The organism is Streptomyces sp. NPDC048417 (assembly GCF_040651615.1).
GTDB lineage: Bacteria > Actinomycetota > Actinomycetes > Streptomycetales > Streptomycetaceae > Streptomyces.
Map to the genome: position 1 here is coordinate 94,743 of NZ_JBEZKI010000012.1, position 12,160 is coordinate 106,902.

Below are 12,160 nucleotides of genomic sequence, written 5' to 3' on the forward strand. Positions count from 1 at the left end.
GGCCCGTGCCACCGGGCCGGTCGCCGCGCACGCGGGCGGTCACCGCCCGCTCTCGCCCGTCGCGCCTGCTCCACGGCACCGTCCATGGAACCAGCTCACCGGGCTCACCGGCCCCGCCGCAACCGAATTCCGCTGCTCAGGAGGTTTTGATGTGCCGGGCGATCCGGACGGCCGCGAACTCCGTGCCCGCCACGAACCGCATCATCGGCCCGAACATCGGCGCCGCGAGCGAGCCCGTGAAGTACAGCCCCGGCACCGACGACTCGAACGTCCCCCGCAGCGCGGGAGCCCTCGAACCCGGCACGCACGCCACGTCGCGACGCACCATGGGGGACAGGAAGGGCAGCGCGTCCAGGTCCAGCCGGTAACCGGTGGCCGCCAGTACGTGGTCGACGGTGAGGGACTCGCGCTCGCCACCGGGACCGGCGACGTCCAGACGCACCACCGGCCCGGAGAGCACGGCACCGGTGACCCGGCGCGAGGTGTGCACCGGAACCACACCCACCACCCGCTCGCGCAGCCACCAGCCGCCCGAGGGGCCGAGCGCCCGCCGGAACAGCAGCAGCCGCGCGGGCGCCGGAAACCACCACACACCGCCCGGTGCCGCGCAGACCCCGGCCAGGATCCAGCCGGTGCCCAGCGGCGAGGCCGGCTTGGCCAGCCGCTGAATCCAGGGCCGGGCCAGGTCCGGGGGCATGCCCCACAGCACCCTCCGCTCGCGTACCAGAACCTGCGCCTCGGCGCCCGCCTCGTGCAGCAGCGCGGCACTCTCCAGCGCGGACTGGCCACCGCCGACGACCGCCACCCGCCGACCCGCGTACGCGGACAGGTCGGTGTGGTGGCTGGTGTGCGACACCGGCGCCCGGGGGCCGGGCCCCTCGGGCGCGAGGTGCCGCAACTCGTCCGGCACATGGGCGAGTCCGTTCAGGCCGGTCGCCACCACGACGGCCGAGGCCGCCACCTCCTGTCCGTCGTCCGCGCGGACCACGAAGGCGGCTCCGGACCCGGGCCGCTCGACCGCCATAACCCGGGCCGACTCCACCTCGCCGACGTACCGCTTCTGGAACCACTGCCCGTACCGAACGAAGACGTCGCACGGGATCGGGGTCAGCTCGGTCAGCTCCGGCTCGCCGTGCTCACGCCGGAAGTCCGCCAGCCGGCCGCCCGGCTCCGGCGCCGACAGATCGGTGGCGGCCGGCGTCGATTTCAGGAACATCCCGGTGGCCATGGCATGCCGCCAACTGCCCATCACATCACCGAAGACGCGGACCGGCGCCCCCGCCGCCCGTAAGTGGGCGGCCACCGACAGTCCGTACGGCCCGGCTCCGATCACGACGACCGGTGGCCGTCCGTGCCCGGCGAACGCCTGCTCCTGGGCAGGGTGCTGCCCCGGAAGCGACTGCGTCATGGATCCCTCCGCTGGTCTGCTCGCCGCCTTCCCCTGGGCGACGCGACACTGCGGGATGGCACGCCCGGCGTGACTCGGCCGTGCTCGTCCCCCCTCCGCGGGAGAGTCTGTCCCACGCGGCCGAGCCGGGAAACGATATCCACGCACGTTGGCCAAAACTTGGTCGAATCATACGACAACCGGACTCGATCAAGTCATTGACGTGCGGCGGAAGGCTGCCGACGATCGCGGAGCCGACAGGTTCGATCGGTGGCCGCGTACGCCGAGTGCCGCCCGCCGACCGAGGGGCGCGGCAGCGGCGCCCGGCCCCCCGCCGTACGACTCCGTCACGCTTCGCGTCCGACAGGTGTCCCGAGGCGTGGTCAGGGCGATCGCCCTGGTCGAACCCGCGGTGGCTGCCGTCCTGGGAGTCGCGGTCCTGGGCGAGCGCCTGCCGGCCGTCTCCTGGTGCGGACTGGCGGTGCTGGCACTGGGGATCGTCTTCCTCACCCTTCCCACCGGCTCCCGCGGCCGAGGACGCTGACCTGATCCATGGTCAAGTAACCGACCGGATGCGTTCGTTCGGACTGTTCTTCGGGCTGAGGGCCCTAACGGCTCTCAGCCCGATCCGAACCGTCCGGTCGGTCCCGCCCTGTCCCGAGTACTCTCGAAAGGTGGCGCGGAGCTGCGACTTCGGCGTTTCGCGGGGCGGTCCGGCACCTTGCGTCCGGCGGTCGGAAGCGGTCTGGCGAACGGTCTGTTGACAGACCGCTTGTGCTGTTTTCTACTGGCGGAGTGTCAGGCGAGAGGACCAGGGAGACGCGTGTGGACATCGGGCTGCTGGGTGCACTGAACGTGCGGGAGAACGGGGTGTCCATCGCCCCGACCGCGCCGAAGCCCCGTCAGGTGCTGGCCCTGCTGGCACTCCGCGCCGACCAGGTGGTGCCCGTCCCCGCCCTCGTCGAGGAACTCTGGGCGGGCGCCCCGCCGCGCAGCGCCCGCACCACCCTGCAGACATATGTGCTCCAGCTCAGGGAGCACATCGCGACGGCCCTGCGCCAGGGCGCCGGTCCCGATGACGTGGACGCGCCGTCCGCGAAGGATGTCCTCACCACCCTGCCGGGCGGCTACCTGCTGGCCTCGGGAGGCGGTCACAGCGACATCCACGAGTTCGAGCGGCTCCGCGAACTGGGCTGCCGGGCCATGGACGACGAGAACTTCGCGGGCGCCTCCCGCACCCTGCGCCAGGCATTGGACCTGTGGAACGGCCCGCCCTTCGCCGGCGTCCGCACCGGAGCCCACCTGGCCATGGAGGCCCGGCGGCTGGAGGAGAGCCGGCTGTGCGCCCTGGACCAGCGCATCGAGGCCGACCTGCGGCTCGGCCGACACCGCGAGCTGCTCGCCGAACTCACCGTCCTGACCAGCCGCTACCGCTCCCACGAGAACCTGCACGCCCAGTTCATGGTCGCCCTCTACCGCTCGGGCCGGCGCGGCGAGGCACTCCATGTCTACCAGCAGCTGCGTACCCTCCTCGTCAGAGACCTCGGCCTGGAACCCTCGGCGCGACTGCGTCGCCTCCAGCAGTCGATCCTCACGGCCACCGCCGAGAACCCCGGCTCTCCCGCGCACCACGACGACCTGGCCGCGCCGGCCCCGGGCGGCGGACTGGCGCGCGTGCCCTGAGCGGATCGGGGCCGCGCCGAATCTCCACACAGCCCCTTGCCGAGGATCCGTGGGGGTACCTCGACGACCTTCTGGCACACGCGCCACGACGAGCGCGCAGCCACTTCTGACACCCGCACGACGACGAGCGCGCGGCCGACGCCGCCGTCACCTGGTTGGGCGGCGGCGCCGGTGACGGACGGGGTCAGGACGGTACCGGCGCACAGAGCACGGCGGCGGGTCCCGGCGTGCTGCCCGCCCGGGTCGTGAAGGCGACTCCGGCGATGTACTCGGCGGCGGCGCACTGGCCCTTGTAGGCGCCGGAGGCGAAGTCGTCGCCCGCCCCGTCGGCGGGGCGGTTGTCGGACCGGTCGAACCAGACCGTCCGGCCGCTCGCGCTCGACGTGGCACGTGCGGGCACGCACAGGACCGCCGACACCCGCTCCCCGCGACGGCTGTAACCGATCACGAACTGACCTGCCGGGCACTGGAGTTTGGTGTACCCGGAGGCCCAGTCGCCGCCCGCCGGAACATACCGCTCGTCCGTGACGACCGTCTGGGCGGTGCCCGCGGCCCGCAGGTCGCCGGTGGTCGCGTCGGTGCACAGGCCGCGCCCGCCGGAGTGCGCGAGGCCGATCAGCCGCAGCCCGTCGGGGCAGACCGCCTTGTAGGCGCCCGAGTCCCAGTCGCCGCCCGCCCGCACCCGCAGGGACTGCACGGCGTCGCCGTGATCCGTGGCCAGCATCCGCCAGGTCGTCCCCGGCTCGATGTAGCCGGTGCGGCTGGGCGAGTTCATGAGGTGATCCCAGGCCGTGGCCCGCCAGTCGCCGCTGTCGAGAAGGCCGTACCGGTGCCCGGCGGTGTCGTAGCGCAGCAGCGCCCAGTCGTCGTGGCCCTCCCAGCCGACCAGCGGCCAGTAGGCGAAGTCGGTGTCGTGGTCGGCGAAGTAGTCGGTGATGTTGCCGAACCAGGTGCGGGCGGCCGTACCCGTCTCGCCGGCGCCGACGCCGAACTCGCTGGTCCACACGGGCGCCGTGTAGTGCTTGCCCTCGGTGGTGACGAAGAAGGCCTGGTCGGCGAGGACCTGGTACAGCTCGTCACGGGTCAGGTCCTGGTAGCGGGGGTCACTGGTCTCGCCGATGCCGGTGGCGCCGCTGTGCCGGGGGCCGGTGTAGCCGTAGAAGTGGGCGGAGTACACCAGCTTGTGGGCGTCCACCAGGGTGTGGGAGAGGGTACGGACGGGGGCGAGGGTGGGTCGGTCGTGCGGGAGGCCGTCCACCGGCAGCCCGGTCCAGTTGATTCCCTCGATGACGATGAGGAGGTTCGGGTCGGCCTCGGTGAGGATGCGGTCCGCGGCGAGCTGGGCGGCCGCGTACCAGTCGTGGCCGTCGCCCAGGCCCCAGTTGGGGTCGTTGAGGACGTCACGGCGTACCTCGTTGTAGAGGTCGGCGCCCACGACACGGGAGTTGGCCGCGTAACGGCGGGCCATGAAGACCCAGTCGTCGGCCCACTGCCCGGTCGACTGGCTGCTGTTCCACCGCTCGTTGCCGTCGATGCCGCAGCACCAACGGGAGGTGTCGGTGTGGTTGTTGAGGATGACGGCGAAGCCCGCGCCGGTCAGGGCGGCCACCACGGCGTCGTAGACCTCCAGAGGAGTCTCACCGCGCAGCTGCGGATTCGCGGCGACCGCGGCGTCCGGTACCGGGGCCGTCGTGTGGATCATCTCGTTCGAGAACGGCAGCCGGACGCTGTTGATGCCGAGCGCCTGGAAGTCCGACAGGAGCTGGGAGAGGGAGGCGCGGTCCAGGCCCAGGGGGATGCCGTGGGAGTCCTGGCCGGCGTGGTGGTCGGCGGGGTCCGCGGGGTCGCCGCTTCCGGTCCAGGACCCCTGGGCGCCGTCCCAGTTGGCGGCCTTCAGACGGAAGCGGTTCCCGGCGGCGTCGACGATGTAGCGGCCCCGGGTGGACAGGGGCGGCTGCCAGGCGCCGGTGGCGGACACGGCCGGTGCCGCGGCGGCGGACCGTGGTGCGGCGGTCGCCGGGGCGGTGCCGGACAGGGCGAGAACCATGAGCGATGCTGTCAGGTACGTGACAAGCTTGACGAACTTCGTGATCGACATCAGCCGTCCTCGGAGTGGATGCCGCGTGGGGGCGCCGCAACTTATCAGGGCGCGCGTCAACGGAGAAGCGGCTCCTCGGTCCCACAGGCCTCGGCCGTCCAGCCCTCCAGATCACGTTCGGGGCGCAGGAGTCGGCGGATGGCGGCGGCCGAGGCCCGGTGCCAGTCGTGGCTGCGGCGGAGCATCGCGTGATCTCCGCCCCTGAGCAGCACCATGCCGGCCTGCGCACCGGCCTCACGGGCCCGCCGTACGTACGCGGCCGACTCGACGGGCTCGGTGACCCGGTCACGGTCGCCGTGCAGGACGACGATCCGCGTCCCGGTGAGATCGTCCACGGGGTCGCCGGGCGGGCACCAGGGCGCCAGCGCGAGCACACCGCGTACCGCGGGGTCGGCCGCCGCGCGCAGCGCCGCCCGGCCGCCCATCGAGTGGCCGACCAGCACCACGGACACGTCCCCGGCCCCGCCGCGCAGCTCGTCGAGGGCGCGCAGGGTGTCCTGGAGCGGGTCGGCGTCGTCGTTCCAGCCGCGGTACCGGTAGCGCACCTGGCCGACCAGGACGTCGCGGGGCGAGGAGACCGACGCGGCGTGGCTCAGGAAGGGACGCATGCGCAGGGCCGCCGGCTGCCAGGGGCGCGCCGGCCGGCGCCCGTTCTCCTGCCCGCCGTGCAGGACCAGCACCGCCGCCCGCGTCCGGTCCCGCGGTGCGCGCCGCACCACCAGGGCACTCCCGCCCGCCTCGACGACCCGCCCGTCGGCCACCACAGCGTCCCCCTCTGCTTCCTCCGGCCTGGAGCATGCTGCCGCCATCAAACACCGCCGGGGGAGGCCGCAGCCACCGAGGGGGCTGAGCGGTCCGTGCCATCTCCGTGAACATCAGTCCCGCGCACATCAGTTAGGCTCCACGGGCGCACAGGGGACGCACAGCGGGGGTGGGGGGCATGACCGAGGTTGTCAGCGAGCCTGAAAAGGAAGGCAGACCGGTCGTTCAGGCGATCGCGGCGGTGGCCGTGTTCCTGGGGGTGGTGGGGGCCCTGTGGGCTCAGAAGGCGTTCGTCCACCCGCAGGACGCGAGCAGTGAACCGGCGGCGTGCTCGAAGTCGACCGACCGGCTGCCGGCCCGCTACGTCTCGGGCGCACGGCTGTGCAAGGCGCTGAACCGCCCGGACCTTCCGGCCCTGTTGGGGACACCGCGGGAACAGGCCGAGACCGCCAGCGGCAGCGGGGACTGGATCACACTCGCCGGAGGCACGAAGATCCCCTCGCCCGACGCCACGGTGACCCTGAAGACGTACTCGGTGAAGCTGTCGGCGTCCTACGACGACCTGTCCGTCGCCGAGGTGGGCGGCCTGATGGGCGACGCACGCCGGACGACCGTCCTCGGTCACCCGGCCGTCCTCTACTCCAGCCCGACCATCTCCATCGGCTTCAACCTCGGCGGCGGGAAGGCGAGCACGGGGCCCGGCGGCACGGCGCGCTGCCTCCTGGTCTCGAAGCACGCGAAGGACGACGGCGGGGGCACGTTCGAGGTCGCGATCTGGCGACAGGACGACGTGATGCCCGACGACACGGCTCTCGAACGGGTCGCGGAGCAGGTGCTGCAGACGGTCCCGGGCTGGAACGGGAACTGATCCGACCGTCCCGGTACCCGAACGGGTTCGCCGCCGCGGCGCCCGCGTTTCGGGGCGCCGCGGCGGCGAACCACGGTCGCTGTGGGTCAGTTCCTCACGGTGCGACGGTCGTCGTCGACACGGAAGCGCCCGCGGCGGGCAGCGACGGCAGCGCGGGCACGGCGCCGAGGAGGCCCGTGACCGCGTCGAGAATGGACCCGAGCAGCCCGGTGACGGCGCCCAGCACCCCGCCGAGGTCGAGCGAGGTCAGCGAGCTGAGCAGGCTGTTGACGGCGGCCTGGATGGCGCTCAGCAGGTCCGAGACGGGGTCGGCCGCCCGGGCCGAGCGGTCGGTGCCGCCGGCGTCCAGTTGCCTCAGCCGCTTCTGGAGGGCGTCGCTCCACTCCCGTACTTCCTTGGCGTAGGCGGCGGCCCGAGCAGGGTCGAGCGCGGTGCCGTCCGCCGTGGTGAGGTTGGGCAGCGTGTCCAGGAGAGGGGCCAGGGCGTGGTGGTACCGGGTCGTGTCCATCGCTTCGATGCGCGCCAGCAGCGCGGCGACATCGGTACCGGGCGGCAGAGCCGTCTGCGCGACACCGGTGCCCGAGGCTTCTCGGCCGGCGTCGGCGGCGGCAGCGGTGGCGGCGGCCGGGCCGAAGACCAGGGCGGCACAGACCAGGGGGGAGACGAGGAGGCCGCGGGAGACTAGGGCGCGCATGGGGTTCCTTTCGAGGCTGCTGTCCTTGCGCCCACCGTGGAAAACCGTGCGGGGCACCGCAACCGGTGCCGCGGCCCACGACCTGCCCGCCGAACCGCCGAGTCCTCCCTGACCAGGTGCTTTGCCCTGCTCCGAGGCTCCTTCCGGGTGTCGGTGGAAGGTTCGCCCGTCCGAGTGCGTACGGCCGTCGCCGAGAGCCGCACATGCGAAGAGCCCCGCCCCCGACGGATCGGGGGCGGGGCTCTTCGGACGGAGCGCCGGGCAGGCCTTGCACCTGCATCTCCCCACAGGAAGCGGGGCGTCTTTCCTTGGACCACCAACGCATCGCGCGTTAACCGGAGTCGGAGCGCCGCGCGCAAGATCGACCATAGCGTGGTCACAGGGCGGACTCCAAATCGCGGGCAGGGGCGCTACGCCTCCGGGACGCGTGCCAGGTCGTGCAGCCAGGCCTTCGCCGAACTGTCCGACGGGGCGCGCCAGTCGCCGCGGGGGGACAGGGAGCCGCCCGCCGAGACTTTCGGGCCGTTCGGCATGGCCGAGCGCTTGAACTGGGCGAAGGCGAAGAAGCGGCGGCAGAAGTAGTCGAGCCAGTGCCGGATCGCGGCCAGGTCGTACGCCTTGCGGTCGGACTCGGGGAAGCCGGGCGGCCAGGCGCCCGCCTCCCGGTCGTGCCACGCGTGCCAGGCCAGGAAGGCGATCTTCGACGGCCGGAACCCGTGCCGCAGTACCTGGTAGAGGGTGAAGTCGTGCAGCGCGTACGGGCCGATCTTGGACTCGGTGGACTGCAGCTCCTCGCCCGGCACCAGTTCGGGGCTGATCTCGGTGTCGAGGATCGCCGCGAGGGTCTTACCGGTCTCCGGGTCGAACTGCTCGCTGCTGATGACCCAGCGGATCAGATGCTGGATCAGCGTCTTCGGCACACCGGAGTTGACGTTGTAGTGGCTCATCTGGTCGCCGACGCCGTAGGTGCACCAGCCGAGCGCCAGCTCGGAGAGGTCCCCTGTGCCCAGCACGATGCCGCCGCGCTGGTTGGCGAGCCGGAAGAGGTAGTCGGTGCGCAGCCCTGCCTGCACGTTCTCGAAGGTGATGTCGTACACCGGCTCGTCGGCCGCGAACGGGTGGTCCATCTCCTTGAGCATGAGCCGCGCGGTGGGCGTGATGTCCAGCTCGGCCGCGGTCACGCCGAGCGAGTTCATCAGCCTGTGGGCGTTGCCCTTGGTGTGCTCGCCGGTGGCGAAGCCCGGCAGGGTGAAGGCCAGGATGTCGCTGCGTGGGCGGCCCGCGCGGTCCATCGCCCGGGCCGCGACGATCAGCGCGTGCGTGGAGTCGAGGCCGCCGGACACCCCGATGACCACCTTCGGGCCGCCGATCGCAGCCAGCCGCTGCTGGAGCGCCGCGACCTGGATGTTGTACGCCTCGTAGCAGTCCAGGGCGAGCCGCTCGGGGTCGGCGGGCACGAAGGGGAAGCGTTCGACCCGGCGGCGCAGGCCCAGGTCGGCGGCCGGCGGGTCGAGCCGGAAGGGGACGGTCCGGAAGCCGCCGGTGCGTGCCGCGTGCGTACGCCGGTTGTCGTCGAACGAGCCCATCCGGGCCCGCTCCTGGCGCAGCAGGTCCAGGTCCACGTCGGCCACCGCGTACTGGTCGTCCAGCGGGAACCGGTCCGTCTCGGCGAGCAGCGCGCCGTTCTCGTAGATCATGGTCTGGCCGTCCCAGGACAGGTCCGTCGACGACTCGCCCAGTCCGGCCGCCGCGTAGACGTACGCGGCCAGGCAGCGCTGCGACGCCGAGCGGCACAGCAGCTTGCGGTCCTCCGCGCGGCCGACCGTGATCGGGCTGCCCGAGAGGTTCACCAGCACGGTCGCGCCGGCCAGCGCGGCCTCCGCGCTCGGCGGCACCGGCACCCACATGTCCTCGCAGATCTCGGCGTGCAGCACCAGACCGGGGACGTCCTCCGCGTCGAACAGCAGGTCCACCCCGAACGGCACGGGCTCGCCGCCGATCCGGATGGTGCCGCCCCGCTCGTCGTCGCCCGAGGCGATCTGCCGGCGCTCGTAGAACTCCCGGTAGTTCGGCGGGTACGACTTCGGTGCGACACCGAGGATCCGGCCCCGGTGCACGAACACCGCGCAGTTGTAGATCCGGTTGCGATGGCGCAGCGGGGCGCCGACGACGAGGACCGGCAGCAGCCCGGCCGAACCGGCCGCCACCGTCGCGAGGGCCTCCTCGACCTGGTCGAGCACCACGTCCTGGAGGAGCAGGTCCTCGATCGAGTAACCGGTCAGGCCCAGCTCCGGGAAGACGGCCACGGCGACCCCGTCCTGCGCGCAGCGGCGCGCCTGGCGCAGGACCGCCTCGGCGTTGGCACGCGGGTCGGCGATGACGGTGTGGCCGGTGCACGCGGCGACCCGCGCGAAGCCATGCTCATAGATCGACCAGAAGTTCAACGGGGCTTCCTCGGGAGAGACGGACACTGTGCGGATACCGGACGGAGAACGTCGCCGTAGACGGGCACCCTCTCCTTCGACGATCCGGCGAACCTCCTGCTCCAAGAAGCATAGATCGGCGGTGATCCGTGCTGACCAGGGGATTCCGGGCGAGCCGCGGGGCCGTCGAACGGGCGGCAGCGGTCACAGGGGCATGGTGTCCAGAAGATCGGCGGCCATCCGGCGGGCCGGGGCCTCGGTCCCGGCGGCGACCGGGTGGAACGTGGTCTCCGCCGCCTGGGCCGGTGAGTCGGGCGGCAGGTACCGGACGGGCAGCCGGGGGCCGGTGCGGATGACGCCCAGCCACTCGCTGACCGGGCGCAGCCGGGGTGACGACCGGGTCGTCACCGGGTCCGGGGCGCGCCACGCCTCCCAGCGAGTGCGGAAGCCGTCGTGACGGGCGGCGCTCGACCCCAGGTCCTGGGTGTCGCGGATCACGAGGTCGATGTCCGTCGCCTCGGCGGCCGGCGCGTGGAAGATCTTGACGTGTGCGGAGAGTCCCGGTCCGGCGACGACGGCGGAGACGTCCACCCGGCCGGGCGCGCTCCACAGCCCGCTGTGCAGCGGCGGCGGTGACGGCCACGCCGGGATCGATCTCGGCGAGGGCGCGCAGACTCCGGTCCAGTGGGAGGGGGCCGTCTCGGGGGAGCGGGTCGAGCGGGTTGCCGTCGCAGCCGGGCCCGGTGAGTTGCCTGCCGCGGTCGGCGAAGCTCGCCAGGAGGTGCGTGACCGGTTCGGTACCGGGTGGCGAAGCCGACGCGGCCGTGTCCCCCGCGTCAACACCCCTGGCGGTCTCCCCGCGTGGGCAGGTCTCCGCCCCGGCCGCGCGCACGCGCCGCCGGGGCGGAGACCCGGTCCGCTACGCGACGCTGCCGCCGTTGTAGTCGCTGGTGAACGTGGTCTCGATGGTCGTGGCCACCGACTGCGCCACCCCCGTGCCTGTGAGGATGATGCCCAGCTCCCGGTTGTTGGACAGGGAGTTGCTGCTGATGTTCATGGAGCCGGCCTCGACCTCCTGGGTGGACAGGCCGTAGTCGGCGACCATGGCCTTGGCGTGGATGTAGAAGCCGTCGGGGTCGGAGTAGCCGACGACCGTGCCGCCGGCGTCCTCGATGTCGGAGACCTCGCTGGAGTAGTCGTCGGGTGTCTCCAGGACCACCCGCACCTTCACGCCCGCCTCGGCACGGGCGACGATCGCGTTGACCACCGTGCTGTCGCTGAACTCCAGTTCCTCGACGTCGAGCGTCTTGGTGGCGGCGTTGATCACGGACAGCAGCCGGCTGCGGGAGTCGGTGGGGGACCAGAGCAGGTGGTCGCCGTCGGTGGGGGTGACCGAGGTGCCGGCGTAGTCGGCGGCGAACACCTTCTCGATCGCGGCGACATCGCGGGTGTCGTCGGTGAACACCCCGTAGTCCCGGCCGGTCGAGTAGTACTGCGAGGTCAGGTTGCCGGTCAGGACCAGCGACTTGGCGGCGTCCACCGTGATGGTCTTCTGGTGCGTGTAGACGAAGCTGGACGGTGACCACACCACACCCACGCCCGCCTTGGTCAGGGCGCTGTACGCGGAACTGTTGGCACTCTGGTGCGCCCGGTCCAGCACCACCCGCACGGTGACGCCCTTGTTCTCGAGGGCTATGAGGTCGTTGACCGCCGTGGTGTCCTCCAGCTCGTACATCGTCATGTCGAGCGAGCTGGTGGCCGAGTTGATGAAGTCGTAGATCGTGGGCTCGCTGCTGCTGAGCGAGAAGGCGAACGCGGTGTAGCTCGCGGCGTTCGCGGGGACCGCGGCGGCGACCACGACCGCGCCGGCCGCCAGGGCGACACCCGCGCGACCGAGAAGCTTCGACAGCATGCGTGACTCCTAGTCGAGTTGACACTCACGTGGGGGGTGGGTGAGCGTGGGCATGACACCACGCGCGTAGACTGCCGAGGAAGAGAAGCTTGGTGAACTCGCCGTTACCTGTGCGCCGTAGGGACGGACAAAGCGGACTCCTGGCAGGTCGGCGCCGGTTCATGGGCATCCCGCGAGAACGCAAAATCTTCGTAGCCGAGCCCGGCCGGGCTGAGTGCAGTCGAGCGGAGTGCGGCCGAGTCGGGTGCGGCCGAGCCGAGCCTGGCCGAGCCGAGTGCAGCCGAGTCGAGCCCAGGCCGAGTCGAACGTGGTCGAGCCGAGTGCAGCCGTGCG

General features: G+C 72.2%; 10 protein-coding genes. 3 read left to right on the plus strand and 7 right to left on the minus strand.

Translation table 11 applies throughout. The annotated features are described in order from the left end of the window. Positions 1-136: 136 nt before the first annotated feature. Entirely contained in the window at positions 137-1,408 is a 1,272-nt protein-coding gene (locus AB0D59_RS20050) for an FAD-dependent oxidoreductase (protein ID WP_362566782.1), read from the minus strand. Positions 1,409-1,766: 358 nt separating this feature from the next. Here AB0D59_RS20050 and AB0D59_RS20055 point away from each other — a divergent pair, with 358 nt between their 5' ends. Both AB0D59_RS20055 and AB0D59_RS20060 read left to right on the plus strand, forming a co-directional pair. After that, positions 1,767-1,931: a hypothetical protein gene (locus AB0D59_RS20055; RefSeq protein ID WP_362566785.1), complete on the plus strand. Its 165-nt coding sequence runs from the start codon at positions 1,767-1,769 to the stop codon at positions 1,929-1,931. A gap of 281 nt (positions 1,932-2,212) precedes the next feature. Next, positions 2,213-3,070, plus strand: a complete 858-nt coding sequence (locus AB0D59_RS20060; protein WP_362566788.1) for an AfsR/SARP family transcriptional regulator — start codon at positions 2,213-2,215, stop codon at positions 3,068-3,070. Positions 3,071-3,254: 184 nt separating this feature from the next. Here the strand turns inward: AB0D59_RS20060 and AB0D59_RS20065 are convergent, their stop codons facing one another. Both AB0D59_RS20065 and AB0D59_RS20070 read right to left on the minus strand, forming a co-directional pair. Beyond that, a complete protein-coding gene (locus AB0D59_RS20065) occupies positions 3,255-5,168 on the minus strand; it encodes a cellulase family glycosylhydrolase (RefSeq protein WP_362566791.1) in 1,914 nt (637 codons plus the stop codon). A gap of 56 nt (positions 5,169-5,224) precedes the next feature. Then, entirely contained in the window at positions 5,225-5,929 is a 705-nt protein-coding gene (locus AB0D59_RS20070) for an alpha/beta fold hydrolase (protein WP_362566794.1), read from the minus strand. Positions 5,930-6,108: 179 nt separating this feature from the next. Here AB0D59_RS20070 and AB0D59_RS20075 point away from each other — a divergent pair, with 179 nt between their 5' ends. After that, the gene (locus AB0D59_RS20075) at positions 6,109-6,798 is read left to right on the plus strand and encodes a DUF6215 domain-containing protein (protein ID WP_362566796.1); all 690 of its coding nucleotides are present in this window, start codon (positions 6,109-6,111) and stop codon (positions 6,796-6,798) included. A gap of 94 nt (positions 6,799-6,892) precedes the next feature. Here the strand turns inward: AB0D59_RS20075 and AB0D59_RS20080 are convergent, their stop codons facing one another. From AB0D59_RS20080 to AB0D59_RS20095, 4 genes are all read right to left on the minus strand, one after another. Further along, positions 6,893-7,492, minus strand: coding sequence for a hypothetical protein (locus tag AB0D59_RS20080; protein WP_362566799.1), 600 nt, complete (start codon positions 7,490-7,492; stop codon positions 6,893-6,895). 410 nt (positions 7,493-7,902) lie between these two features. Next, on the minus strand, positions 7,903-9,936 hold the full coding sequence (locus AB0D59_RS20085) for an NAD(+) synthase (protein WP_362566802.1): 2,034 nt from the start codon (positions 9,934-9,936) through the stop codon (positions 7,903-7,905). A gap of 183 nt (positions 9,937-10,119) precedes the next feature. Continuing rightward, positions 10,120-10,506: a hypothetical protein gene (locus tag AB0D59_RS20090; protein WP_362566805.1), complete on the minus strand. Its 387-nt coding sequence runs from the start codon at positions 10,504-10,506 to the stop codon at positions 10,120-10,122. Between the two features lie 328 nt (positions 10,507-10,834). Beyond that, positions 10,835-11,827: a phospholipase D-like domain-containing protein gene (locus AB0D59_RS20095; protein ID WP_362566808.1), complete on the minus strand. Its 993-nt coding sequence runs from the start codon at positions 11,825-11,827 to the stop codon at positions 10,835-10,837. Positions 11,828-12,160: the final 333 nt, after the last annotated feature.